Annotated in this window: 28 protein-coding genes and 3 tRNA genes; 16 read left to right on the top strand and 15 right to left on the bottom strand. The window is 50.3% G+C overall.

The annotated features are described in order from the left end of the window. Window positions 1-55: 55 nt before the first annotated feature. From ONV78_RS29205 to ONV78_RS29195, 3 genes are read right to left on the bottom strand one after another with little or no spacing between them, the layout of a single operon-like run. The gene (locus ONV78_RS29205; protein WP_279508044.1) at window positions 56-847 is read right to left on the bottom strand and encodes a citrate/2-methylcitrate synthase; all 792 of its coding nucleotides are present in this window, start codon (window positions 845-847) and stop codon (window positions 56-58) included. Next, window positions 844-1,674 (bottom strand): citryl-CoA lyase, encoded by an 831-nt coding sequence (locus tag ONV78_RS29200; protein ID WP_279508043.1) that lies wholly within the window; start codon window positions 1,672-1,674, stop codon window positions 844-846. The genes ONV78_RS29205 and ONV78_RS29200 overlap by 4 nt, the downstream gene beginning before the upstream one ends. Further along, window positions 1,634-3,388: a thiamine pyrophosphate-binding protein gene (locus ONV78_RS29195; protein ID WP_279508042.1), complete on the bottom strand. Its 1,755-nt coding sequence runs from the start codon at window positions 3,386-3,388 to the stop codon at window positions 1,634-1,636. The genes ONV78_RS29200 and ONV78_RS29195 overlap by 41 nt, the downstream gene beginning before the upstream one ends. Window positions 3,389-3,811: 423 nt before the next feature. Between ONV78_RS29195 and ONV78_RS29190 the strand changes: the two genes are divergently transcribed. From ONV78_RS29190 to ONV78_RS29180, 3 genes are all read left to right on the top strand, one after another. Beyond that, window positions 3,812-3,887, top strand: a tRNA-Gly gene (locus ONV78_RS29190). Window positions 3,888-3,943: 56 nt separating this feature from the next. Beyond that, window positions 3,944-4,017: transfer RNA gene (locus tag ONV78_RS29185), tRNA-Cys, on the top strand. 26 nt (window positions 4,018-4,043) lie between these two features. Then, a tRNA-Leu gene (locus ONV78_RS29180) sits at window positions 4,044-4,131 on the top strand. A gap of 60 nt (window positions 4,132-4,191) precedes the next feature. On the opposite strand, the gene ONV78_RS29175 is transcribed toward ONV78_RS29180, so the two are convergent. The 9 genes from ONV78_RS29175 to ONV78_RS29135 form a co-directional block, all read right to left on the bottom strand. Beyond that, window positions 4,192-5,205 carry a site-specific integrase gene (locus ONV78_RS29175; RefSeq protein ID WP_279508040.1) on the bottom strand — a complete coding sequence of 338 codons (1,014 nt, stop codon included), beginning with the start codon at window positions 5,203-5,205 and terminating at the stop codon, window positions 4,192-4,194. A gap of 251 nt (window positions 5,206-5,456) precedes the next feature. Next, window positions 5,457-5,864 (bottom strand): single-stranded DNA-binding protein, encoded by a 408-nt coding sequence (locus ONV78_RS29170; RefSeq protein WP_279508039.1) that lies wholly within the window; start codon window positions 5,862-5,864, stop codon window positions 5,457-5,459. A gap of 36 nt (window positions 5,865-5,900) precedes the next feature. Continuing rightward, window positions 5,901-6,728, bottom strand: a complete 828-nt coding sequence (locus ONV78_RS29165; protein WP_279508038.1) for a DUF2303 family protein — start codon at window positions 6,726-6,728, stop codon at window positions 5,901-5,903. A gap of 6 nt (window positions 6,729-6,734) precedes the next feature. Then, the gene (locus ONV78_RS29160; RefSeq protein WP_279508037.1) at window positions 6,735-7,070 is read right to left on the bottom strand and encodes a hypothetical protein; all 336 of its coding nucleotides are present in this window, start codon (window positions 7,068-7,070) and stop codon (window positions 6,735-6,737) included. Between the two features lie 11 nt (window positions 7,071-7,081). Beyond that, window positions 7,082-7,579 carry a siphovirus Gp157 family protein gene (locus tag ONV78_RS29155; protein WP_279508035.1) on the bottom strand — a complete coding sequence of 166 codons (498 nt, stop codon included), beginning with the start codon at window positions 7,577-7,579 and terminating at the stop codon, window positions 7,082-7,084. Further along, window positions 7,579-8,307 carry a hypothetical protein gene (locus ONV78_RS29150; RefSeq protein WP_279508034.1) on the bottom strand — a complete coding sequence of 243 codons (729 nt, stop codon included), beginning with the start codon at window positions 8,305-8,307 and terminating at the stop codon, window positions 7,579-7,581. The genes ONV78_RS29155 and ONV78_RS29150 overlap by 1 nt, the downstream gene beginning before the upstream one ends. After that, a complete protein-coding gene (locus tag ONV78_RS29145) occupies window positions 8,294-8,659 on the bottom strand; it encodes a hypothetical protein (RefSeq protein WP_279508033.1) in 366 nt (121 codons plus the stop codon). Before ONV78_RS29145 ends, ONV78_RS29150 begins: the two co-directional genes overlap by 14 nt. Further along, on the bottom strand, window positions 8,656-8,910 hold the full coding sequence (locus tag ONV78_RS29140; protein ID WP_216740566.1) for a hypothetical protein: 255 nt from the start codon (window positions 8,908-8,910) through the stop codon (window positions 8,656-8,658). Before ONV78_RS29140 ends, ONV78_RS29145 begins: the two co-directional genes overlap by 4 nt. A 325-nt stretch (window positions 8,911-9,235) precedes the next feature. Next, window positions 9,236-9,943: a helix-turn-helix transcriptional regulator gene (locus tag ONV78_RS29135; protein ID WP_279508032.1), complete on the bottom strand. Its 708-nt coding sequence runs from the start codon at window positions 9,941-9,943 to the stop codon at window positions 9,236-9,238. An 87-nt stretch (window positions 9,944-10,030) separates the two neighbouring features. Between ONV78_RS29135 and ONV78_RS29130 the strand changes: the two genes are divergently transcribed. From ONV78_RS29130 to ONV78_RS29095, 8 genes are all read left to right on the top strand, one after another. Then, window positions 10,031-10,225 (top strand): Cro/CI family transcriptional regulator, encoded by a 195-nt coding sequence (locus ONV78_RS29130; RefSeq protein ID WP_279508031.1) that lies wholly within the window; start codon window positions 10,031-10,033, stop codon window positions 10,223-10,225. A 21-nt stretch (window positions 10,226-10,246) separates the two neighbouring features. Then, window positions 10,247-10,858 (top strand): hypothetical protein, encoded by a 612-nt coding sequence (locus tag ONV78_RS29125; RefSeq protein ID WP_279508029.1) that lies wholly within the window; start codon window positions 10,247-10,249, stop codon window positions 10,856-10,858. 11 nt (window positions 10,859-10,869) lie between these two features. Next, window positions 10,870-11,772 carry a replication protein gene (locus ONV78_RS29120; RefSeq protein WP_279508028.1) on the top strand — a complete coding sequence of 301 codons (903 nt, stop codon included), beginning with the start codon at window positions 10,870-10,872 and terminating at the stop codon, window positions 11,770-11,772. A gap of 2 nt (window positions 11,773-11,774) precedes the next feature. Then, entirely contained in the window at window positions 11,775-12,488 is a 714-nt protein-coding gene (locus ONV78_RS29115) for a replication protein P (protein WP_279508027.1), read from the top strand. 17 nt (window positions 12,489-12,505) lie between these two features. Next, window positions 12,506-12,811, top strand: a complete 306-nt coding sequence (locus ONV78_RS29110; protein ID WP_279508026.1) for a hypothetical protein — start codon at window positions 12,506-12,508, stop codon at window positions 12,809-12,811. Between the two features lie 204 nt (window positions 12,812-13,015). Then, entirely contained in the window at window positions 13,016-13,363 is a 348-nt protein-coding gene (locus ONV78_RS29105) for a hypothetical protein (RefSeq protein WP_279508025.1), read from the top strand. A gap of 283 nt (window positions 13,364-13,646) precedes the next feature. Then, complete coding sequence (locus tag ONV78_RS29100; RefSeq protein WP_279508024.1) at window positions 13,647-14,000, top strand: antiterminator Q family protein; 354 nt, start codon at window positions 13,647-13,649, stop codon at window positions 13,998-14,000. Between the two features lie 335 nt (window positions 14,001-14,335). After that, the gene (locus ONV78_RS29095) at window positions 14,336-15,118 is read left to right on the top strand and encodes a toll/interleukin-1 receptor domain-containing protein (RefSeq protein ID WP_279508023.1); all 783 of its coding nucleotides are present in this window, start codon (window positions 14,336-14,338) and stop codon (window positions 15,116-15,118) included. 16 nt (window positions 15,119-15,134) lie between these two features. Here ONV78_RS29095 and ONV78_RS29090 read toward each other — a convergent pair whose 3' ends face one another. The 3 genes from ONV78_RS29090 to umuD form a co-directional block, all read right to left on the bottom strand. Beyond that, window positions 15,135-16,208, bottom strand: coding sequence for an FKBP-type peptidyl-prolyl cis-trans isomerase (locus ONV78_RS29090; protein ID WP_279508022.1), 1,074 nt, complete (start codon window positions 16,206-16,208; stop codon window positions 15,135-15,137). Window positions 16,209-16,282: 74 nt separating this feature from the next. Next, window positions 16,283-17,548: a translesion error-prone DNA polymerase V subunit UmuC gene (umuC, locus tag ONV78_RS29085; RefSeq protein WP_279508021.1), complete on the bottom strand. Its 1,266-nt coding sequence runs from the start codon at window positions 17,546-17,548 to the stop codon at window positions 16,283-16,285. Further along, the gene (umuD, locus tag ONV78_RS29080) at window positions 17,545-17,967 is read right to left on the bottom strand and encodes a translesion error-prone DNA polymerase V autoproteolytic subunit (RefSeq protein WP_279508020.1); all 423 of its coding nucleotides are present in this window, start codon (window positions 17,965-17,967) and stop codon (window positions 17,545-17,547) included. The genes umuC and umuD overlap by 4 nt, the downstream gene beginning before the upstream one ends. 177 nt (window positions 17,968-18,144) lie before the next feature. Here umuD and ONV78_RS29075 point away from each other — a divergent pair, with 177 nt between their 5' ends. The 5 genes from ONV78_RS29075 (at window position 18,145) to ONV78_RS29055 (ending at window position 22,735) form a co-directional block, all read left to right on the top strand. Then, the gene (locus ONV78_RS29075) at window positions 18,145-18,909 is read left to right on the top strand and encodes a DUF3427 domain-containing protein (protein ID WP_279508019.1); all 765 of its coding nucleotides are present in this window, start codon (window positions 18,145-18,147) and stop codon (window positions 18,907-18,909) included. Window positions 18,910-18,986: 77 nt separating this feature from the next. After that, entirely contained in the window at window positions 18,987-19,661 is a 675-nt protein-coding gene (locus tag ONV78_RS29070) for a hypothetical protein (protein WP_279508018.1), read from the top strand. A gap of 140 nt (window positions 19,662-19,801) precedes the next feature. Beyond that, entirely contained in the window at window positions 19,802-20,635 is an 834-nt protein-coding gene (locus ONV78_RS29065) for a hypothetical protein (protein WP_279508017.1), read from the top strand. Between the two features lie 85 nt (window positions 20,636-20,720). Further along, window positions 20,721-21,296: a DUF6037 family protein gene (locus tag ONV78_RS29060; RefSeq protein WP_347815438.1), complete on the top strand. Its 576-nt coding sequence runs from the start codon at window positions 20,721-20,723 to the stop codon at window positions 21,294-21,296. 359 nt (window positions 21,297-21,655) lie between these two features. Next, a complete protein-coding gene (locus ONV78_RS29055) occupies window positions 21,656-22,735 on the top strand; it encodes a site-specific DNA-methyltransferase (protein WP_279508016.1) in 1,080 nt (359 codons plus the stop codon). Window positions 22,736-22,743 lie beyond the last annotated feature (8 nt).

Genomic DNA, 22,743 nt, shown 5'->3' with positions numbered 1-22,743 from the left:
AGATAAACCTCCTAAATGTATAAATGAGTCTGTGTGCGTCCAATGGTGATTGGCCTCACCAACTACGCCTCTCCGGCCCGGAATACTGAATCGATTCGCAGCGCATGGGGAAAACGCTGCCCTCGGGTTTGGCCGCGCCATCGAGATAGCAGGGGACCATGCCGGCGATAAAGCAGGGCGTCAGGTAAAGCTGATACTCTTCCGGCGACATGCCGAAATCCGCGCCGATGGCCGCAGCCAGGGCGGCGACGTTGATCGTCAGGCGTTTGTTCTTTTTGAGATAGTGGTAGATCTCCAGCGCCAGAGTGAAGTGAGCGCCATCGGCGAAGCCCAGGTCGCGTGCTTTTTTGACCAGATGCAACACGCGTTCATCCAGGCGCGCCAAGGGGCGGCCATAGCCGTAGATGACGCGGTATTTTTTCAACGCCGCGTTGATCAGATCCGATAGTTCCTCCCCGGCGTCCAATGCTTTGCGAGTGCGCTGCAGAAAGTCGATGGCGCGGCGGTCCGGTCTTCTTCCGTAAATAGAAGCCTCGGAAATGGACAGTCCGCTCATCAAAGATAGCGACGGCGTGCTGCGTACGTTGCCAGCCAGTTCCGCGACATGGTTTGGCCAGATGCTCGGGTCCGGGTAGCTGGTGCATACCCAGATGTAATTCAGCATGCGCATCTGTTCCGGGGTGTAGAACTTGCCGGTGATGGAGTAGAGGTAAAGTGAAAACCAGTCGCGCTCACTTAACTCCTGATGCAGGTCTTTACCGCGAAACACCACGCGTTCGCACAAAAACGCTTTGCCCATCGCGGTTTCGTGGGCGGTTTCCTGTTGGCGCAGATGTTCGTTGCTCATAGCCCAAGCTCCTCTGCATTGGGTAATTCGAAGGGACCGGGGTCATCCGTCAGCTTGATGTGGTCACCGTAGAACGGAAACATTTTCCAGCCCAGATCTCTCTGTTCAATGGCGTGTGCGGCGGCTCCGGGTAAACGCAGCATTAGGTACAACATGACGGCGGCGTGCTCGTTCATCGCCAAGTCATGCAGCGCTGCGGCGGCCACGCCGGACAGTGCCAGTGGCGCGTCCGCGATGGCCTCCAGTTCCTGGCGATGTTGCGCCAGCCAGCGCACGGTAATAGCGCAAGGAATTTCCGCCAGCGCTTCCAGCACCTGACGCACCGGCTTTGGACAGCTCTCGCCGTTGGGGTCGAAACCGGGAGCGTGCTCCATGGGTCGCCAGATATCTTCCCGCGTATCGCTGACCGGGGAGGGGAGGCGGGCTCGCCATTGTTCTACGTCGGTTCCGCATTCCCGCCAAAGCTGCATCAAAATGTAGACTTCATGCCCGCCGCCATACTGGCCTGCGCCGACGGCCAGGGACGCCATCAGCGAAGCGGCGTGCGGACAGCCGCCAACGCCGCCGTTCATCGCCGCGCGCACGCTGGCCTCGCGGGGACCTGGGTTGGCGAGGGCGATAGCCAGTTTTTCCAACAGCTGCGCCTGATCCGCGTTGGGCTTCTCCCCCCTGAACAGCAGATACAGGTATTCGAACCAGCTCGCCTTGGTCAGGATGTCGCCGTAGACATCGTAGCCGTAGCAAAGGGCGGAGTGCGCGGCGAAGGGATTGTCGGCTTCAGGTTCTTCAGACCAGACTTTCGTCCGGTATCCGTATTTGCTGCTCATGATTGCCTCCTGTCAGAACTTTGGTGCGTTGGCGCATGGGGGGAACTTGTTCGCTGTCGACGACCACATCCAGAACGAATGGGCCGGGTTTGGAGAAAAGGCTGTCGACGCCGATGTCATCCAGCTCTTTAAGCCGGGTAATGCGTTGCGACGGCAGGCCCGCCGCTTTGGCCATGGCGGCGAAATCCACTTGCGGCAGACGATTGGCGATATCCTCCGCGCGACCCAGGCGTTGGCCGTGTTTAATCATACCCAGGTGACTGTCGTTCAGAACGATGAACAAAATGTTCAAATCCAGCTCCCGCGCGACGGTGATCTCCTGACCGCTCATCAGCATGCTGCCATCGCCGGTGAAACAAATGACAGGCGTATCCGGTTTGGCGAGCGCCATGCCGACTGCGGCTCCGATAGCCCAGCCCATGGTCGCGAATCCCATGCCTATGTGGAACAGTTTAGTTGAATCTGACAAGGGCGGATTGGTGCGCCAATAGTGCACGCCCCACAGGAAACTATTGCCCGTGTCCATCAATACCGGCGTGTTGCGCGGGCAGGCCTGACTCAGCGCCCAGTACAGCGCTTGCGGTTTGACCGGCGCTTCCACGTCAAGACAGGCTTCTTTATCTGCATAGATGACGTGTTGAGGAAATCCGTCAGCCCCCGGAGAATACTTCTGTTTACGGGGCGCCGCATGTTTCAGGTATTTGGCGAAGGGCTCTAACAGTAAGCGTGGCGAACCTAGTATCGACAGTCTCGACATCACCGACCGGCTCAGATGATCTGGGTTGCCGGACAGATGTATCAGGCGGTTGGAGAAAATCGCGTTGGGGTCCCAGCCACCGGTCGTGACTTCATCCAGCGCGGAGCCAATGACGATGACGCGCTCTGCATTGTCGGGATGTAAGGCGTCGCGGGCGCTTTCATGTCCGCCGAGGCCGAATACGCCTCTATATAAAGGGTGATATTCCGAAACTAAACCTTTGCCCATAGGCGTGGTGACGATCAACCAGTTGCGTGACTCCGCCAGAGCGAGCAGCGGCTCCATCGCCCCTGCGCAACCTTCGCCAATCACCAGCGTGGCTTTCTGCACATAGGCCAGTTCTTTCAGTAATCGATGAACTGACTCGGCGCTGGGCACAACTTCATGATTGATAAAGGCGCGCATATTGAAAATACCCGCCGGATCGGGAGATTTGGCGCGCATGATGTCTAGGGGAACGCTCAAATGCACCGGGCCTGGCTGATTGCTGAGCGCGTAGCCGATCGCCATCAGCAGCTTGTGCTCCAACTGGGCGGAGTGCGACACCAGTGTGTTGAAGCGGGTGCAACTGTCGAAGATGCTGACGGTGTTGATGCCTGTACAAGAGCCTTCCTGAAACGCGCCCAAGCCGAAACGCTCAATAGAAGGCTGCGCGGTTATCACCAGCATGGGGATGCCGTCGGCATAGGCGTTGGCCACGCCAGTCAGCAGGTTGGTGGCCCCCGGACCGGAAGTGGAAATGCACACCCCCAGTTTGCCTGTCGCTCTCGCATATCCGTCCGCCATGAAGGCCGCTCCGGATTCGTGCCTCGCCAACACCGCCTTTGGTCCGCCCCGACGCTCGCTACGGGCGAGGGCGTTATAAAGTGGTTCAATACTGCCTCCTGGCACACCGAATACGTACTTCACTCCCAATCGTTCCAGATAGTGGAGTATCAAATCACCATTCTCGATCATGCTTTGATACCTTTTCGGACATGTATAAATTTTGAGCGCGAATTCTTGGGTAAGATGGCCGGAAAAGATAGGGTCTAAATGTAAAGCATTGAAAAACAAGAATTTTATGGACTAGTCCTATCGGACGATTGTTGCTTTTGATGTAGGCGTTGCGACATGAAACAGAAAATAGAATGACTTTTCGGTCTGAACGATGGGGAGGCGCAGGTTGGTTTTTAGATTAGCGAGGAGCGATGAATTACCCGTAGATACTGTGAACTGGCGCAAAAAATGGACTATCTGGACAGGAAATATCCATAAATTCACTTTTTCTTATTTTTCTTTAAATACATTGCAGGTTCGGCTTGACAGGTTCGGCTAAAAACGTAAACTAAGCGCCACTCCAGCAGAGAGACGCGAAAAACTTCTGCTCAAGAGTGATATGCGGGAATAGCTCAGTTGGTAGAGCACAACCTTGCCAAGGTTGGGGTCGCGAGTTCGAGTCTCGTTTCCCGCTCCAAGATTTCCGAAACCCCGACAAGCTCGGGGTTTTTAGCTCTAGAAGTCTTGATTATAGGCGCGGTGGCAGAGTGGTCATGCAGCGGACTGCAACTCCGTGTACGCCGGTTCGATTCCGACCCGCGCCTCCATGTTTTCTCCGGCAAATGCCTCCCTCGCCCGGGTGGCGAAATTGGTAGACGCAAGGGACTTAAAATCCCTCGGTATTTGATACCGTGCCGGTTCGACCCCGGCCCCGGGCACCAAATTTTTCCTTATAAATCAATATATTATATCTATACTACCATCCTCTGTTGATACCTCCTTCAGTGTTTGGTCGCAGTTTGGTCGCGCTTGTCCATCAGAGACAGATTGATGCGCGGCAGGTTCGAGACTGTGTCGTCCAGCGTCGACGTAAATAAGTGCGCGTATCTGCTGGTCACGATCAATGAGCTATGTCCTAACAAATCTCTCACTGCTGTAATTGGCGCATTCGACGCTGCAAGAAATGAAGCGTAAGTGTGCCGCAGGTCGTGAAAGCGAACATGCTCCATCTTGCACTGCGTCCGCGCGCATTCAAAGCCGCGCCTTATGTCTTGATACTTAATTGGGAAGGGTAGCGTCCCCTCTAACCACTCTCTCATTTCCTGTAATACAGGAACGATTCTTGGCTTCCCGTTTTTTGTTTGGTCTGGCCGCAGCATAATACGACCATCTATATAGTTTTCAGCTCCGAGCTTTAATAGCTCGCCTTGGCGAAGCCCTGTAAATGCAGAAAGAATTATTACTCTTCCGACCCACAGGCAGTCTTCAGGAACTGAAGTGGCCAACATAAGTACCTGTGACGGAGTAAGGTAAACATGTCTGGCATTCTTTGGGTCAGGCTTTTTAAGCTTTTGGCCTAATGGTTCTTCAATCCAGTCCCACTCTCTATATGCTAAGTTGAGAACTCTTTTTACTATTTGAACTCGGTTATTAATTGTTGATTGGGAGAGGCCCGATTCGCGCAACTCTCTCGCCATTGCTCTGGTTTTATCGACAAGCTCCATACCGAGTGCAATTTCGTCACCCATATATTCCGCCACACGTTCAATATGGTGATGTTGGCTCTCGACGTTATACTCGTTTACCCAGCGCATAGCGGCTTCAAGAAATGTGCGCTTTGGCTTTCTCCCCATTTTTCCATTGTGTATTGCCTCGTTTAATTCTGTGGTTGATTTTGCTGCATATTGGCGGGCTTCTTTCTCTGTCCTAAACGTTGTTTGAACTCGCTCACCGTTATATGTTTCCGTAACGACCCAGCGGTCGCGGTTTTGCCTGTACCTAACTGTGATTCCCATCTGTTTAAACCTCTATCGATGGGGTTGCGCCTGCGCTGATTCTCAATGTATCTCCGCAACTCGGCCAACTCAATTCTCCGGCCTCGTTTGCCTATCTGTATGTATTCCAGCTCTTTGCCTAACATTGAGTAAACTTGTGATGCGCTGCAGTTGAGGGCTTTTGCTACCTGACTTACCTTCATTAGTTCGGGTAGCTCTTCCATTTCAGTGGTCACTGAACCCCTTTCCTTTTATGTGTTGTTAGACGTCATTCAAAAAGGAATGTCGTCGAATTCGTCATATGCCTGGCCTGTGGTTGGCATCTGAACTGGCGGCGGCGTTGCTGGCCTGTACGGTTGCGGCGCAGGCTGGGTTTGTTTCGGGCTCGCAAAGTCGACCTTAACTATCCGGCAGCGGATCTTCGCGCTGGGTGTGCCGTCGCCTTTGGTGAACTGCTCCAGCTCCAGATCGTCCGCCGTCACGACCAGCTTTGTGCCTTTGGTCAGGTGTGGCTCCAGCGAGATTGCCCGGTCACCCCATAGCGCGCCGTCGATCCATTGGGTTCGCCTGTTGTCGCCGTGGCCGATGCTGTAGGCGAGGGCGAGCGTGACCACTGCCTGTCCGCTTGGGGTGTATCTCAGTTCGGCGTCACGCCCGAGGGCGCACAATTTAATAAACATTTTTGATCTCCAGAAAGGGGCGAAGCGCCCCGATAATTACGAGCGGATTTTTCCCAGGTAGGAGCGAACTTTCAGGCCGCTGAAACCTTCAGCCAGTAACGCCTTAAACTCCTGCGCGATCTTCTCCCGCTCGGCTTCCCACTGAACGACCCGGAACAAGACTGAGACGCCGCCTTGCTTATCGTTGTTGCTGACACCGAGGCGGATTTGAAAGGCGCGTTCTCCTAGTCCGTCATAGGGAGTGCACCGGAAAATCAACGTGTGCGGCATGACTTCTTTGCTCTTGGCTTCGATGGACTCCATAGCGCTACGTTGGGTTCTGAAGTCGCCTTGCTCGTGTTCCGTGGTCCGGGTGGCTTCAATGGTGATCCGACGAATGGCGTTGATAGCCGTTTTAATGTGCATGCTGGTGCCGCTTTCGTCTTTGGCTTCGATGTTGTCGTGCCAGTCCTCAATCCATTCCGCAGCGGCCTTTTGTGAGACCTTCGAACTGTTAATGGCCTGCAGCGCCTTATAGGCGGCGGTGTGTTGCAGGTCCAGAGTCGCTTGGTGATCGCAATGTCCTGGCGCTTCGACAGTTCCCATATCGAATACGGTGGTGGCGCTTAACTCTTGGTTGGCCGTGTCGATGAAGCAGGACGCGCCGTCCACGTCGAATTCGGCGACATACTTCTGGTAGTCCTGAATGCTGGTTGTGCTCATCTTGGCCCGGTAGCGGGTCCGCGTCGGCATGTGGCCTTCAAGGCTTCTAACTTCAAATCCCGAAGGCAGGGCGACCAATGGCGAGCTGGTCTTGGTCAGGTTCTCGCTCATGTGTTGAGCCAGGGCGGTGTCCTGAATGTGTTTGATTGCTGTCATGTCCATGGTGTCTTACTCCGCGTGAATGTTGCCGTGTTTGTCGAATAGTTGGTTTTGCCCTTCGGGAAAGAGCGTGAGCTTGCCTTTGCCGCCTACGTGCATAGGCGTCTGCGTGCTGTCTTCCTCGGATGTTTTCCCTCTGCTGGTGGGGGCCATGAAGGACAGCTTGTGGCTGATGGATACTTGGTAGCTATTGCCGATGCGGCTTATATCAAGCTCTATCTTCACCTTGCCGGTTTTGTTGTGCTCGACGACGCCGGAGGCGACAAGGGATAAGGCGTGGCTAAGCTTTTCCTCAAAGACGCCGCCGTCCAGATCGGCGATGAAATTTGTAACGTTCGTTGTCATGGTCTGCTCCGTTAATTGATGCGTATGGCGCTTTTGACGCGCTCTAGTCTGGCGCCGGGTATCTCCACGCCTGCTTTCAGCGCCTTGGTAATGCTCGCCTTGTTGGGCTTTACTTCCGTCTTCACGTCCACGTATTCATCGGGTAGGGCGCTTGCCTCCTCGATGACGGCGGTCTCCCGGCCTTGAACGTAGGCGATGGAAAACAAAGGGCATCCGATACGCTTGATCCCGGTGCGCTCCATGTTCTCCCGTAGGTAGTCAATGACCTGCTCCCGCCGGTTCTCCAAGGCTTGCTTGCGGGCCTGTAGGCGCTTTATCTCCGTATCCACGGCCTTGATGTCGGGCTCCAGATTGCGGATGAAGTGCGCGACCGAGACGGCTTTTTCCTGAAACTCTCCCTCGATGGCGTCCAGCGTATCGACTACGGCCTGTTTCAGGTTGGCGTCGTCGCCGGCGTCAAGGTTTTGCAGCTCCAGCAGCTTGCCGGTGATTTTGTATAGCTCCGTCATCAGGCGGCCTCTTGTAGTTCCAGCTCCGCTTTCTTGCGGTCCTTGGCCAGTGTCAGGCGCTTAATTCCGGCGGCGTCTCGTTTGGCTTCCAGCTTCCGCAGAGCGGACTTAAACACGCCCGCCAACATGTTCAGATTGACGGACTCATTCATCAGCCGGATATGCTCATCCAGCCACGCTTGCGCCTCAGCTTTCTGGCGCTCTTTGGCTTCCACTTGGTTAACGGCGGTCTCGATTTCGACTTCCTGGGCGACCTGTTCGACATAGTTGAAGTTGTCATACAGACCCATGTGAATGTCGGCGCCGAATCCCAAAATAGACAGGGCTTTGGAGAGTGCGTCCGTCAGGGATTTTTTAGGCGCTTCCGGGTCTGTCTGGATGCCGTTCCGGGTGCGGAATACGTAGGGCGTGTGGCCATAGTGGATGACCTCTCCGCGCTTGCCGCCGACTTCATACCAGACCGCCACTTTGATAGTGTGGGTTTTACCTGTCACAAGCGGCTGACCTTCTACGCCGAGGTTCAGCGGCGCGCCTTCGTCGAACCTTTCCTCCAGTACGGTGTAACCCCAACCCGTTCCGACCGGGCCGAATTGCTCCGTAGCTTTGCGGTGCAGATAGGTCGGGTTGATGCTGGTCCCGGTGAAGCCACCGGCGCCGGTGTATTTCTTGGTGTAAGCAGGGTCAGTCTTTTGGACTGACTCCCATAGCTGCAGGTTAGTGGTTTGCATACGCTTGGTTTTCCTCGTAGCGATCAATAGCTATGTCTTCATGCTTCTGCTTGGAAGCCGCATCCGCGAGTTTTTTCCCGATGTTGTAAGCGGCCTTGTTGATCATCTGCTTGCAGGAGTTAATCGCCGTACGGCGGCCTTGTTTGTCGTCGCGAGTTTGGTAGATCAAAGACAATACTGAGTCGATGTCGTCGCTTTGTTTGGCTTCGTCGAGGATGTCCTGAAAGTTCCACTTCTGGCCGTTTATGTTGACTTGGTAACCTTCCAGCAAGTCTTCTGCGATAAACCTAGCGATACCCTCCAGAATGGGGTCTTTGATCTCTTGTCTTTCCATGTAGTCCATGTATTTCATTGCTCTAAGTCCTTCTGAAGTTGGGTAATGATGTTTTGCAGTTCGGCAATCTTGCGGTCGCGCTCCTGAATGGCTGAGTTGGCGTCGACCAGATCGTCATGGCTGCATTCCAGATCAAATACCAAGTCGCTGTTCTTATCTCGTAGGTCGTCCAGTCTGTAGAGGATGGCTTCAGCCTCGACCGCGCACTTGATCATGAGGGCGTTTAGAAGCTCTCTGTCTGTCATGTGGGTGAGTAGAGTTCCGTTCATGTGTGGTCCTTATTGGTAGATAGCGACTGGAAACTTGGCGTTAGGGTTAACGGCTTTTATGGCTCGTTTGCTTTTGTATTGGGCCAGTCTGGATAGGTTGCTGATTGGTCCCTGGGTCTCGATGAGAGCCAAACGTATATGGCTGTTTTGTGGTGTGAACTTTCTAAGAACACTTAGCATTTCTCTGTCCTTTCATCTGAATCGGCCTGAGAGAAATATAAGAAAACTTAGTTTTGCGGTCAAGCTAAAAAATAAGAAATCTTATTTTATTTGTTGGAGGCGAAAAAAAAGCCTGCTAAGCAGGCCTTTCATGGAGGTCGGTGGGTTAAATCATTGATACGATATACCAGAATACACGACCTAAAATCCGTATGCCTTGGCTACTCTCCTCTGTATAAACCTCGTCAGGGTATTCGTTGCTGTTGTATGTTCTAAGCCTGATGCCGCCTCCAGGGACGCGGTAGATAAGCCGCAACAACAACATTCCATTGTGGTCAATCCCATATAGATCGCCGTCATTGATTACAGTGTTGGCTGTATCAATAAGCGCATACGACCCATTGGGTAGCACTGGCGCCATGCTGGAGCCTTTAACGGTTACCCAAGCAACCTTTTTAGGGTTTAAGCCTTTCTCTTCTAGAAAGGCGGCGGAGCATCTGCTCTTTCTTCCTTCCTCGTCAAGCTTGACGACAGTGCCTTTACCCGTAGACAACTGAACTTCGGTATAAAATGGCAACTCTACCTCACCTTGCTTTAGGGGATCTCCTTCTTCCCACGTATCCACATAGCCCATCCATACGGCATTCTGAAACTTTCTGGGTATCGGGGTTCTTCCTTTTTCCTCCAATAGCCAATCCACCTCGCAATCCAAAACCTTTGCGAGCTTGACGAGATTTTCGCCACGCGGGGAGGTCTCGTCTTTCTCCCATTGAGTCACTGACACACTTGATACCCCGACCAGTTTCCCGACTTTGGCCTGGGTTAACTCAAGTTCTTTGCGTCGCTCTCTGATTCTCTGACCTAGTGTTTTCATAATAAGTTATCTTACATTTCCTTGCCATAAGTTTTCTTTGTAAATATGATGTAAGAAATCTTATTTTTCCGATGCATGAGGCAACGAATGAAGAAAACAGAAGCAGTGGATTATTTTGGCAACCAAGCAAACTTGGCCAAAGCACTTGGAATTGCTCCGGCGGCAGTTTACCAATGGGGTGACTTTATCCCAGAGCTACGTGCTTTCCAGCTTGAGCGCATCACTAACGGAAAACTAAAACACGCGCGAACACTATCCTCCGAAACGACACGATCAGTTTAAGAGCAGGGAGGCTTTTAATTCATGAAACAGCAATCACGCCTAAAACTGCTTATGTCCGCCGTTAATCGCTGGCTGGAACAACCCAAAGCGAGCCGGGCGACTATCTGCGGCGAAATCGTTCAAGCGGCTAATGACTGCGGGCTGTCTGAAATCCTCAAAAACGAAGGGATTACGTTTAACCAGTCTGACGACATTTATAACGACATGCGCGTCAACGCCCAAAAGATCTTCCGCTGGCTGGGTCAATACGACGGGATACACGCTTTTCTTGATCGTTTGTGGTGTCTAGAGCCCGCCATCGTTGCGGCCATGCCTGAAGCCTTGCGCCTGTCCTATTTAAATGACGTGTTCAGTGTTGCAGGTGTCGTGGTGTGCAGTCGGCAAGTGAGTTGCGAGCACATCGACGCCACCCGCATGGCGGCCTGTCTCACCAAAGAACAGATGGAAGCCCAGGTGTCCGTCATTGAGTTGGGCATACACCCGGACCTCGAATCCGCCCGTCGCGCCTATCAGGAAGTGTCCGAAGCGGTCGCCACGGGGGCGGCTGTACTGGGCGAGCTGGAAAGAACCTATCCCGAGCTGAACTATAAGGGCGCTGCAATGGCCGCCCGCTCTCACGCAGTAATCAACTAGGAGGTTGATGTATGACGGCGCAAGCCAACGTCTTGGCGTTTCCTTCCGCGCCCAAAATGGAAGTGGTCAAAGCAGATATTGATAACGGTTACTTTCGCTTAGCCAATGAGCTGGCGGACAGTCTGTGCAAAGTAGAGCTGTCAGGCCGTCAGTATCGCGTCTTCATGGCCCTTATCAGGAAGACCTACGGATACGGGAAAAAGTTTGACTGGATTGTGGCTGAGCAGCTTTGCCAGCTTATGAGTTATGAGGGATGCCCGTCGCATATCCGCGCCGACATCCGGGAGCTTAAAGCCCGCCGCATGATCGTTGTCGATGGTCGGCAAATGGGGCCTAACCCTGTTATCTCAGACTGGGAAATGACGAAGCCAAGCAGGCCGAAAACGGCTCAAAAACGAGCCGAAACCGGCCCGAAAATGAGCCGAAACCAGCCTGTTAATGAGCCGAAAACGGCCTGTTCTTACACTACGGATTCAGAACAAAACAGGCCGAAACCGGCTCGTCAGCAGGCCGAAACCGGCCCGAAAAACGAGCCGAAAACGGCCTACACAAAAGACAATAAAGACAATCTTACAAAAGACATTGTTAAGAAAGCGCGTGTGAAACGCGCCACCCAAGCGCCGACCGATTTTGAAATCACCGACGAGCTGTTCGGCTGGGCGTGTGACAACCGGATCACCACGGACCTTGTCACCGAAACCGACAAGTTTCTCGATTACCACCGGGCCAAGGGTTCGACGTTCAAGTGCTGGAAGTCGGCTTGGCGTAACTGGATGCGCAACAGCATGAAGTTTGCGCCGAAGCCAACCCGTCAATCGCAGCTCAACGAATACGGCGCCGCAGGCAACAGCACGGTGCCTGGGGATGTTTACGGGTTTCACGACACAAGCTGGGCGCAGGATTTAGGGATTTAACCATGGAAGCAAAGCACATCGGATCACAGCAGATACACGGCGTAATCAGTCGCACGCTACGCCAGGACGACACGCTACAGCATGCGGCACAACGTAGGGCTTACGGGCAATCACAGGCGGCTATTTCCGAACAGGCGGCGGAGATCGTCAACGCCTTGTTCACGGAGCTTAGCGGAGTATTCCCCGCCTGGAAGTACGCCTTCCCAGACCACGAAGTCATCCAGCAGGCCAAGAAGGCTTGGACCAAGGGATTCATCGAAAACGGGATTCTGAGCATGCAACAGGTTCAGGTCGGCCTAACCAGAGCGCGCAGACTGAACTCCCCGCACATTCCCAGCGTGGGCCAGTTCATCGCGTGGTGTAGACCTACAGCGGAAGACCTTGGCCTGATGCCAGTGCAAGCGGCCTACCGGATAGCCTGCGGTGGGCTTCAGCAGCTTGAGCGCGGGGAAAGCCTTGCCTATCTGGCGGCGCGTATCGCAGCAAGGGAGACGGGCAGCTTTGAGCTTAGAACGCGCCCTGAAAGCGAAATGCTGCCGCTGTTCACCCGCAATTACGACATTGTCTGTCGACGCGTCATGAACGGGGAAGACATCCAAGCGGACATCCCAAAGGCGCTACCAGAGCAGCCCGCAGCAGCGTCTAAGCCTGTCCCACGCGAAGAAGCCCGCCGACGCATGGCGGACTTGTTGAAATCAGTTTCGGCCAGCAGTTAGGCCAAGGAAAAGCAGTAATGACACAAACACACGCAAGAAGAACCGACCCCGTAAGCAGCCACTTGGCGGCCGCGGCTAATGAGTCAAACCGCTGGACGCAGACGCAGCTTGTCGCGCTGGAGCTGGCCAAGCGCCCGGTCCCTGATTGGGTCATAGGGTGGACCAGTTCGGAGTTGGCCAGGACCGCCAGGCTTGATCGCTACATGGTCGCACGTCGCCTTCCAGACGCGGAGAAAGCGGGCTTAGTGGAGCGCGTCGGCATCATGGAATGCTCCATATCAGGACGCAAGGCGGTGGCCTGGAGGGCGGTTAAGCATGACTAAGCGCCCGAGAGAATACGCCGCCGAGATTCTACAAATGCAGGGCAGGGAGGCGCGAGCCAGAGCGCTGGCCGCTGTTCCCACTCAATTCCGGGCGATGGTCGAAGCGCATGTGCGGACCTACTTTGCGCTGAAGACGAAACCCAAAGCGGCACCGTCTGTGATCACGCCAGAGATGGCCAGGGCTTTGATTCGGAGGCGGGCGGCATGAGCGACGAGACCTTGGAGAACAAGCTGCAGAACATCCGCAACAAGGCGGCGGAGTTTGCGAAAGCCAAGGCTAACCGGGTTTACCTGGAGGAGTTCCGTAAATCCAAGATCGCCATTCTGATGAGAGAGGCGGAGAGCGCGGACCCGGACCTGACGGCGGCCAACAGACAGGAGGCCTGGGCGAGGCGTCACCCGGAATACCTGGAGCTGTTGAAAGGCCTGATGCAGGCGACGGAGGAAGAGGCCCGGCTGCATTGGGAGCTACGGACAGCGGAGTGGGCGGTGGAAATCTGGCGGACCAAGTCAGCCAACAAGCGAGCGGAGCGGATGAGGTACGGGGCGTGATTTATCGAAACAACAAACTACTGGCGGCTATTAGGCAGCTGCCTTGCGCGTCCTGCGGGATTGAGGGTGGCTCTCAGGCTGCCCATTCCAACCTGTTGAGGCACGGAAAGGGGCGAGGGCTGAAAGCCTCAGACGCCGCCACGTTCCCTTTGTGCGCGCCTTGCCACATGCGGTTTGACCAAGGCAAGGAACTGACGAAAACGGAGCGTGAGCAGCTGACCATGGATTGGCTTGCCTGGACGCACATCCAGCTTATTGAAAACGAACTGATAGAGGTAAAACGATGAGACGAGCAGTAGATGAAACCGCGTGGTTACTGGAACAGTGGGCGAGGTGGTCTAAATTTAATACAGATAACGTGGGCTATCCGTCGTCTACGCCGTTTGCGCGGATGGCTGGGAGTTCGGTGCGGTCGCCAGTGATTACGGATCAGGAGGCGGCCAAGGTGGATTTGGCTGTGTCTAAGTTGCGGGCGAGGGATGAGGAGATGGGGGAAGTGGTGAAGCTTTATTACATGGCGGGTGAAAATCTGTCTTATGTGGTGCGCCGTATGCCCGATTTGGGTCGTAGGAAAGCTGACATCCTCGTTAAATCTGGTGTGGCTTGGATAGATTCAGCATTAAGTAATTCCCAATGAGCATTAGAGTTATAACTGAATCTGGTGTTCGGGAGGTTTGAAAAGAAGCGGCGTATCTGGTTGATTTATTGTCGCCAAACAAGTCAATCAATATATGAGATACACCGCCATGGACAAGAGTACCGTTGTCGAGTTTTCCCGTCGAGATGAAACGAGCGATCCGTTGTCTTGATAAGTGTGGGGGGGGGGCTGGATAGATGCGGCACTGCGTTCCTAAGACATAGTTTGCTGCAAGCTGTAGTTGTTAATTAGGGCTCTGGCACATGAGAAGACAAGTATTTGAAAGATGTGGCTAATACTGATATGACTGGTATCGGAGTTATAAGGAGGTTCGAGTGAACGTGTTTATAAGTTGGTCTGGTGAAAAAAGTAAAGCGGTTGCAGTTTTGCTACGTTCATGGCTTAGATATGTTTTGCAGGCTTTGGATCCCTGGGTTTCTGATGTGGATATTGAAAGAGGAGAGGTTTGGTTTAATGCTATAGGTAAAAAAATAAAAGACTCTACAGTTGGTGTTATTTGTTTAACTAAAGAAAATGTAAATAAGCCATGGATTCTTTTCGAGGCTGGCGCGCTATCAAGAGGTCTTGAAAGTCAGAGAGTATGTACATTTCTTGTTGATTTAAGCCCTTCAGATGTGAGTAATCCGCTTGCTAGCTTCAATCATTCAATGCCTGACGAAAACGGGCTATATCGACTTATTTTTACACTAAATGAGTCTCTGGGTAGTGAAGGGTTAGATGTGCCTGTTCTTGATGTTGTGTATAAGCAATTTTGGCCGTTATTTGAATCTAAATTTAAAGAAATTATCTTGAAATATCCTAATTCAGATGTTAAGTCGGAAAGGTCGGCCGAAGATATGTTGGCAGAAATACTGGAGTCTATTCGCCCTTTGGGACGAAGTGTAAGAAGGCAAACTCTTGCAGATATAGGTAATAAAGTTGATGATGATATGCTTTCTTCGTTGGATGGTGTTAATAGGGTGTTTGCAACGATGTTTGTTAAGAATGAGTCTCGTAAAAATAGCTTGTTTTCACGTGAAGGGGGGCGAGATCGAAAATATATTGAAGATGCAGTTAACGATGTGTTAAAAAAAATAGATGATGAATCTAATGAATAGCTGCCTTTTTTGCATGTTAATGTTGTATTTTTTCCGCAATTATGTCTAGTTCAATAATTATGCTTTGTAATGAACTATACTGTATGAGTTTTTCTTCAACGGAGATAAGTGATATGTCAAATTCTGCTTTTTTATCTCTCAAATTTTCTGCATGATAGTCATCTGGATAAACTACTTGTACAGAAAAATGATCTCCTGCGCTATGCCCAATAATATTATCCTCGATTCCTGGTATCATTTTTCCGTTTCCCAGAATTAATTGGTGGTTTCTAGCATGACCACCTTCAATGCTTTTTCCGTTGATTTTTCCCAGAAAATCAATTGTTACTCTATCTCCATTTGTTGCGCTAGAATTCTTTTTACTCCATCTTTGCGAGCTACCAACAGACTTTATGCTGTTTGTGATTTTATTGATGTCATCGGAAATTATTTTTCTTTCTTTATAAAAGCTTAATATTTCTCTCTCATTTTTAAGTAGTTTTTTTTCCCTTTCTTCAATATTCTTTAATCTAGTTGATAACTCTTGGTTGTCAGTATTTGACTCAAGTTCTTTGATTCTCTCTAGCTCAACCCTTTTCTTTTCTAATGCTTCTGTCTCTAGCTTCTCAGATTCGGTTTTTTTTTGTGCGGCAATATATGCCTTGTCAATTTCAGATGTCTTTTCTTTTAATAGTCTAACTCTTTCTTCTTCTAGTCTATTTTCTCTTTCTCTTTCGCGCAGAACAACATCTATCCTTTTATCCTCGACTTCAAGTTTATTTGAGTAGTAGAATATTAACTCTTTTTTCTTGAGATGTGCTATTGCAGGGTCGGTAATTATGGACTTGAGCCATAAATATAGGCAGTTCAATAAGGGCATTGCAAATATGTATATTGTAGATAAGGCTAAGGGGCATACTATGTCTGTGTAAATGTTAAGTGTTTTTTTGGATATTGCTTCTAATTTTCCTTGTGTTGCTTCGTCGCTAAATAATAGATATAGAACGAACTCGTGGTTAATGATCATCCATGCGATTATGAAATTTGCTATAATTACATTTTTTATTCGCTCTCTAAATAAATCGGCTAATGAGTCTGTTATGCTTTTCATTATTTTATACTAGTACGTTTTTAGGGGGCGAGTGATTAATCGAGTGAAATATGCCCCTTGTTTCTAAATGCTTGCTAATGAACATTTGGAATATCTCCCCACCTAGTAGTATAAGCAGGAGAAAGCCTCCCTCGCTTCATTCCCCAGGGCTGCTGTATACCCTGTCCAGCAAACCAAACAACGCCACCTGTTCCCCTATTAAGCTTATCCAATGTCTCCATAAGCTCCACACTACCGCGCCTCCCTTCGTCCTCTTCAAATAGATGACGCTGACAAACCCCAGGAGGGGAGAAGTCACAAAGCATTACTCCGGCCTTCAAATAGCGGTAGCCATCCCGCCAGATCCTCTCCAGTAACACCCGGGCAAGCTCTATAAAATCGCGGGTATCGTCAGAAGGAAAAGGCAGCTTTCCGGTTGCTGCATTGGAATAGTATGGTTCACCTTTGGAGAATTTTCCGGTCTGGATAAACACGGTAATGACGGAGGCGCGCTGCTTCTCCCGGCGGAGCTTTTCGGCGGCGCGGCTGGCGTATTCGCATACGGCCTCACGCATGTTCTGAAAGCAGGTAATGCGCTCGCCGAAGGAGCGGCTGCAGATGATCTGTTTCTTGGGTGGCGGGGCGTCTTCTAACTCAATACAGGAAACGCCGTTAAGCTCGTTGACTGTGCGCTCTACCACAACCGATAAGCGCTTGCGGAGTAGGGCGGGGTTAGCCTCGGCAAGTTCTAAGGCGGTGGTAATGCCCAGCGCGCCCAGGCGAGCGGCAAGCTTTGAACCGATACCCCAGACCTCCGAAACCGGCGTAAGGGTCAATAAACGGCGCTGGCGGTAGCGGTCGGAGAGATCAACCACGCCGCCGGTAGCTGGGTAACGTTTGGCTGCATGGTTGGCGAGCTTGGCTAATGTCTTGGTGGGAGCAATGCCCACACAGACGGTAATGCCGATCCACTGGCTGATGGTCTGGCGGACCTGCTGGCCGAACTCCACCAAATCCATACAGGCTGAGACGCCGGACAAGTCGAGAAAGGCCTCATCTATAGAGTAGATCTCACATACTGGCGCCAGCTCGCCCAGGGTGCGCATGACTCGGCTGGAGATGTCCGCGTAAAGGGCGTAATTCGACGAGAAGGTAACCACGCCGTGTTGTCTAACCAAGTCGCGGAACTTGAAGATAGGCGCACCCATGGGAAAGCCAAGCGCTTTGGCCTCCCGTGAGCGGGCGACAATACAGCCGTCGTTGTTGCTGAGTACCAGGACGGGCGTGTCCTTCAGATCGGGGCGGAAGAGCTTCTCACAGCTCGCATAGAAGTTGTTGCAATCAACCAAGGCGTAATTCATCTGTTGAGTATCCGGACAACGCCTGACACCACGCCGAACACTTCAATTTCAGGCGCGTCTATGGGCTTGTAACGCTTGTTACGGGGGAGCAAGCAAGGAGTAGGGTGGAGCTGCAATTCCTTAACCGTGAACTCGCCGTGTAAGGCTGCGATAACAATGTCGCCGTGCTTGGCGGTAAGGGAGCGGTCCACAATCAGGATATCGCCGGAATAGATGCCGGCCTCAATCATAGAGTCACCCTGAACGCGGACGTAATACGTGGCGGCGGGGTGCCTGATACATAGCTCGTTGAGGTCCAGGGCTTTTTCTATGTAGTCCTGGGCGGGGCTCGGAAACCCGGCTGATACGTGCTCCAAAAACAACGGGAGTAAACGCCTGCGCATCCTTGCACCGCTGCGACCAAGTAGCGATACGCGCATTGTGACCTCTAAGGTGATAAAATATACTGTATAAAGATACAGTATGGTCGCGACCTCGGCAAATGGCGCCGGTTGTGTGGATGGTAGGCCACGGTACGACAATTTTTAGCGTTCCGCGGGAGGTGGCTGTAACATGCTGAACCTAAAGCGAATGCATGCTTAGGAGTTGGAAGCTATATGCCTGATTACGGATTTGTTGTTGGCGGAGAATACACCAGGGCTGACATATACCAGATTTGCGCTGTTCCACCTGAGGGACAGAAAGGGGACTGGCACAATGGCTATAAGCGATATAAGGACGACTGGTTTGTATTCTGCAATATAGGCACCCCAGGAAGGACCGGGCATGATTACAACAATGAGTTTGTCGGTAGTGAGCTTGTTTGGTATGGAAAGAACGGCTCGAAATTAGAGCACGAAACCATTCAGTCCTTGCTGAACCCCAAGGGACTAGTTTTCATTTTCTACAGAGACGATACGCGAGCGCCGTTCGTGTACGCGGGCACAGCTAAGGCCATCAGCCACCAAGATACCGTTCCCGTCCAGATTACATGGTCGCTCAATTCGTCGGCTGAACCAGGGCTAGAGGCGCTACCTGAAGAAGTCCGAGAGCCAAAGCTTTACATTGAAGGCGCCACAAAAACAATTACCGTTAACGCATACGAGCGGCATGGCGCTGCAAGAGCTGCGTGCATCAGAGCCCATGGCGTTTCATGCTCCGTTTGTGGGATCAACTTTGCCGAAGTCTATGGAAAAATTGGCGAGGGCTACATACACGTCCATCATTTGGTTCCGCTCTCGAACATCAAGCAAGAATATGAATTAGACCCTGTAAGAGATTTGCGGCCAGTATGTCCGAACTGCCATGCAATGCTGCATCGAGACGATCCGCCATATTCAATTAAGGAGTTAAAAATAATAGTCCGGAATCGTCGAAGTTAACTTAATATTGGAGACTCTCGGTGAATCATAATCACAATAGGTTTTTAATTGTATAAATGTGAAAGGAAGTTATGGAAATGGAGTGGGCCTCTGAAATAGTTAAGGAAAATCCTGTAATGATGGTGCTTGTAGGTTTTTGCTTCATTGTTGGGATGTTTTTTAAGCTATATAAGGACGTGTATGAATTTAAAGAAAATTCGTTTCTAAAAAGAAAAATTAAAAGGCTGGAAGGTTTGTCTGGCGAGGTTGTTAAAGACGGGCTTTATAGCAAATTTTTAGATAAGTTGAAAGACGAAGAGGTGTTCTCTATATCTACAGGATATATAACCTCTCCAGTTAAAGCGAAAGCTCTAATTAATCTGTATTTAGAGGGCGTAATACCTGCTAAGGATATCAAAAATTTTGGTGGTTTTCTTGAAGTTGGAGATAACGGGGATTTATGTATAAAAATAGGTAAGCTTGAATTCTTTCTTATTTACTATTCTCTTGCTTCGGGTGTCGCGGCTATATGCCTCTCACTTATTTTGTTATACATATTGACAGATATAGCAGGTGTGGTGGGTTTATACTTAGGGCTTCTATCTGTTATCGTTATTGGGTGTATCGCTTTCTTTTTATTTTCAGAGTACTTTACCTTTAAAAGATTCGTTAATACTTTTTCTGATTTGACAGTCCCGGGCTTTAATAAAAAATGGAAGGAAAGTCCATTGGGTACAGTTAAAAGATTAGTCCGTAGGAGAGAATGTGACTAACTTAGATTGGCGCGAGTTATGGCTTTAGAGTATTGTTTCTTTAGTGCTGTATGCTCAGTGTTATAGGGAATGATATCTTCGACATCTTGAACTTCAAAAATATGCAGTTATACAATTGTTAGAATATCAAAGGATAAGGTATGTTCACAACTAGGGCTGTAATTCAAAAGATAGATGATGACTTTCGCCAAGTAAGATTGTATCAAAATTTCAATTTGAGCTCTCCTTGGTCATTCGCAACAAATAGACTTGTCTCTGCCGATGATAGGAATCCTAGTATTTTCCCTTTTGTATTTCATGGCGATGACTATTTTAAGGAAGGCCCAGCTGGGGAAGAAACAAAATTAAGGCATGTTCCAGATGGTAGGTTGTTATTCTCAGATGATTACGCAGTTCCAGGCCAGTTTGTTATAGCTGTACTATTCCCTAAAGGGTATGTGCCTGATATTTTTAAATTTAAATCTAAACCATACATACCAACAGGTGTCGGGCTGCATGGAGCTTCCATAAGCCCTCCAGGGCATTTTGAGGTTTACTATAACCAAAAAGAGATGAGGTCGGCAGTTGTTTTTATAATAAATAACCCTACTTTTTTTGGATTTAAGTGTATAGCTAAAAAATTTGAAAATGACTTTCCTAAAGGTGGCCGAAAACCATTTTTGAATGATCTATATGCGTCGTTAGATTTACCAGAAACACATCCTATTTCAGTAACACGTGATGATCTAGTAGCGTTTCAATCTAACTTTTCTGATTCTTGCAATTTAGATGAGATGGCAAGCACTGTTAACCACCTCACAAAGCTATTAATAAATCAGGACTTTCAAAGCATAGATGAAACTAACGCTTTGTTAAAGAAAGTTGAGAATGGAATGTCAAATGCAGCTTCTATCGTGCAACTTTCTGACTCATATATTGGTAATGGCACTGTCGGAAGAATTTTGTCAAGTTTGTTTGAATATATTGCGCTGTAAAGAAAATTTTCTCGATTTTGTGTTTTTTTTTTTTGATTCAAATAAGCCGTAGATAAAGTTTGTTAAATAGTTTGAAGGATTGATTATGAGGATGACTTCCTTGCAGGAGCTACATAGAAGCATGATTGCAATTAAATCAGATATGCAACAGTTTCAAGTCACTATGGGGTCAATTAGCTTTGACTGCTTATTTTCCACGAGAGACAAGCCAAATTTCACTCTTTCTTTAACTTCACGTGGGTTGAGTCCTAAATTCTTTTTATTTCAGGTTAAGCCCGGATATTGGATTGTACCCTATTTCAAAGAATTTTATTCTGAGTTGGCCAGCCTACTCAATACTGGGGCAAATAGCGGGAATATACTTAAGCCTAAGGAATTCCTTGAACAATTGAATGATAAAATGCCAAAAGTAGCCTCGGTAGGGCGCAATCCAGTACCAAGCGAAATTATTAGATTACGCCCGGATATAACAGAAGACCGAGACCGACCCTATTTCGATACTTGGATGTATTGGAGTGAAGAAAGTGGAAGGGGTCCTAGTGCTGAAAATAGACACAAAACTCAGCTAGTTCTAGGAGATGAAGCTCTTAGTTATAGCATCCAAAGAAATGCGTCTTCAAAATGGAGCTCGATGGATCTTGGAAAGGCATGGAAAAAATAAACCTTTTTGTGAGCGCAATAATTCGAATTAATCTTGATTTTGGTTCCAAATAAGCATCCTTGTATATTTTTGGTCTTCGTTTCGACGGTCATGCTCTAAACTATGCAATAGCTAAACCGCAGCTAACAAAGATTATTGTTCTTTAATTGTGTTTAAAGTGTTATTTTAATATATTATTGTTGACAAATTGAGAACAATTGGGTAGGGTGTGTCTCATATTCTGCACTACTACGCCCTGACAACTCTCAGGGCGTTTTCATATAAAGACCCGGTATCCGCAAGGAGCCGGGTTTTTGCGTTTTAAAGGGCCGCTCGCCGTTGCATGGACAGGGGTTAACTCGGCCCATTCAGGAAGGATCATGACACCAGAACACGTAGTACCCGCACCGGGAGTTCAACTCTATAACGCTGATTGCCGCGAGGTGATGAAGCAAATCCCTGATAATTCCATTGACCTGATCGCCACGGACCCGCCTTATTTCAGGGTGAAGACCGACGCCTGGGACAACCAGTGGCGGAAAGAAGACGACTTTCTAAACTGGCTGGACGATATCTTGGCGGAGTTTCACCGGGTGCTGAAGCCATCCGGTAGCCTGTATCTGTTTTGCTCCGACCGCATGGCGGGCAAAGTGGAGATGCGCATCGGCAAACGCTTCCGACTTCTAAACCATATCGTATGGCGTAAACCCAGCGGCGTATTCAAACGACACCGTAAGGAGTCGCTGAGACAATACGCAGGCCAGACCGAGCGAATTCTATTCGCTGAACACTACAACGCCGAGAGCGCCGCCAAGGGCCAGTCAGGCTATATCTCAAAATGCATCGAGTTAAAGGCCCACGTATTCGAGCCCCTGATTGCGTACTTTAGGGAAGCGAAAGCCAAAGCGGGGATCGCCAGTAAGGATATCGACGCCGCCACCGGCACGCAGATGTCGACGCACTGGTTTACGTCCTGCCAATGGAAGCTACCCACGCAGGAACAATACGAGATCCTGCAACGCCTCTTTGCCGAACGCGCCGTCGAGTTGCCCCGAGGGCATGGCGAATTGACGCAGGAATACGGCGAGCTACAACGTACCTATTCAGAACTGAAGAGAGACTATGAGGAGCTACGGCAGGAATACGAAAGCCTACGGCGTCCATTCTCTGTCAACGCAGCCGTGCCTTATACGGACGTGTGGGACTTTAAACCGGTCCAGTACTACGCAGGCAAACACCCCTGTGAGAAGCCACTCGATATGATGCGCCATATCGTCCAGACCAGCACGAGGCCGGGACAGGTTGTCTTTGATCCGTTCATGGGCTCCGGCTCCACCGGCAAAGCCTGCATCGAGCTGGGGCGCGAATTTATCGGCGTCGATATGGACAAAGCCTACTTTAACAACACGCTGCAGAGCTTATCCGAGCATCAGGCAGAACCACTAAAGGAAGCGGGATAACCCGCCGA

Origin of the sequence: Hahella sp. CR1, from assembly GCF_029813005.1 — a bacterium.
Taxonomy (GTDB): domain Bacteria; phylum Pseudomonadota; class Gammaproteobacteria; order Pseudomonadales; family Oleiphilaceae; genus Hahella.
This window is presented reverse-complemented; position numbering and strand designations above follow the sequence as displayed.

What these genes read in the sequence shown, in the direction of transcription:
- ONV78_RS29205 (WP_279508044.1), bottom strand. Translation starts at nt 847, where the DNA reads ATGAGCAACGAACATCTGCGCCAACAGGAAACCGCCCACGAAACCGCG.
- ONV78_RS29200 (WP_279508043.1), bottom strand. Translation starts at nt 1,674, where the DNA reads ATGAGCAGCAAATACGGATACCGGACGAAAGTCTGGTCTGAAGAACCT.
- ONV78_RS29195 (WP_279508042.1), bottom strand. Translation starts at nt 3,388, where the DNA reads ATGATCGAGAATGGTGATTTGATACTCCACTATCTGGAACGATTGGGA.
- ONV78_RS29175 (WP_279508040.1), bottom strand. Translation starts at nt 5,205, where the DNA reads ATGGGAATCACAGTTAGGTACAGGCAAAACCGCGACCGCTGGGTCGTT.
- ONV78_RS29170 (WP_279508039.1), bottom strand. Translation starts at nt 5,864, where the DNA reads ATGTTTATTAAATTGTGCGCCCTCGGGCGTGACGCCGAACTGAGATAC.
- ONV78_RS29165 (WP_279508038.1), bottom strand. Translation starts at nt 6,728, where the DNA reads ATGGACATGACAGCAATCAAACACATTCAGGACACCGCCCTGGCTCAA.
- ONV78_RS29160 (WP_279508037.1), bottom strand. Translation starts at nt 7,070, where the DNA reads ATGACAACGAACGTTACAAATTTCATCGCCGATCTGGACGGCGGCGTC.
- ONV78_RS29155 (WP_279508035.1), bottom strand. Translation starts at nt 7,579, where the DNA reads ATGACGGAGCTATACAAAATCACCGGCAAGCTGCTGGAGCTGCAAAAC.
- ONV78_RS29150 (WP_279508034.1), bottom strand. Translation starts at nt 8,307, where the DNA reads ATGCAAACCACTAACCTGCAGCTATGGGAGTCAGTCCAAAAGACTGAC.
- ONV78_RS29145 (WP_279508033.1), bottom strand. Translation starts at nt 8,659, where the DNA reads ATGAAATACATGGACTACATGGAAAGACAAGAGATCAAAGACCCCATT.
- ONV78_RS29140 (WP_216740566.1), bottom strand. Translation starts at nt 8,910, where the DNA reads ATGAACGGAACTCTACTCACCCACATGACAGACAGAGAGCTTCTAAAC.
- ONV78_RS29135 (WP_279508032.1), bottom strand. Translation starts at nt 9,943, where the DNA reads ATGAAAACACTAGGTCAGAGAATCAGAGAGCGACGCAAAGAACTTGAG.
- ONV78_RS29130 (WP_279508031.1), top strand. Translation starts at nt 10,031, where the DNA reads ATGAAGAAAACAGAAGCAGTGGATTATTTTGGCAACCAAGCAAACTTG.
- ONV78_RS29125 (WP_279508029.1), top strand. Translation starts at nt 10,247, where the DNA reads ATGAAACAGCAATCACGCCTAAAACTGCTTATGTCCGCCGTTAATCGC.
- ONV78_RS29120 (WP_279508028.1), top strand. Translation starts at nt 10,870, where the DNA reads ATGACGGCGCAAGCCAACGTCTTGGCGTTTCCTTCCGCGCCCAAAATG.
- ONV78_RS29115 (WP_279508027.1), top strand. Translation starts at nt 11,775, where the DNA reads ATGGAAGCAAAGCACATCGGATCACAGCAGATACACGGCGTAATCAGT.
- ONV78_RS29110 (WP_279508026.1), top strand. Translation starts at nt 12,506, where the DNA reads ATGACACAAACACACGCAAGAAGAACCGACCCCGTAAGCAGCCACTTG.
- ONV78_RS29105 (WP_279508025.1), top strand. Translation starts at nt 13,016, where the DNA reads ATGAGCGACGAGACCTTGGAGAACAAGCTGCAGAACATCCGCAACAAG.
- ONV78_RS29100 (WP_279508024.1), top strand. Translation starts at nt 13,647, where the DNA reads ATGAGACGAGCAGTAGATGAAACCGCGTGGTTACTGGAACAGTGGGCG.
- ONV78_RS29090 (WP_279508022.1), bottom strand. Translation starts at nt 16,208, where the DNA reads ATGAAAAGCATAACAGACTCATTAGCCGATTTATTTAGAGAGCGAATA.
- umuC (WP_279508021.1), bottom strand. Translation starts at nt 17,548, where the DNA reads ATGAATTACGCCTTGGTTGATTGCAACAACTTCTATGCGAGCTGTGAG.
- umuD (WP_279508020.1), bottom strand. Translation starts at nt 17,967, where the DNA reads ATGCGCGTATCGCTACTTGGTCGCAGCGGTGCAAGGATGCGCAGGCGT.
- ONV78_RS29075 (WP_279508019.1), top strand. Translation starts at nt 18,145, where the DNA reads ATGCCTGATTACGGATTTGTTGTTGGCGGAGAATACACCAGGGCTGAC.
- ONV78_RS29070 (WP_279508018.1), top strand. Translation starts at nt 18,987, where the DNA reads ATGGAGTGGGCCTCTGAAATAGTTAAGGAAAATCCTGTAATGATGGTG.
- ONV78_RS29065 (WP_279508017.1), top strand. Translation starts at nt 19,802, where the DNA reads ATGTTCACAACTAGGGCTGTAATTCAAAAGATAGATGATGACTTTCGC.
- ONV78_RS29060 (WP_347815438.1), top strand. Translation starts at nt 20,721, where the DNA reads ATGAGGATGACTTCCTTGCAGGAGCTACATAGAAGCATGATTGCAATT.
- ONV78_RS29055 (WP_279508016.1), top strand. Translation starts at nt 21,656, where the DNA reads ATGACACCAGAACACGTAGTACCCGCACCGGGAGTTCAACTCTATAAC.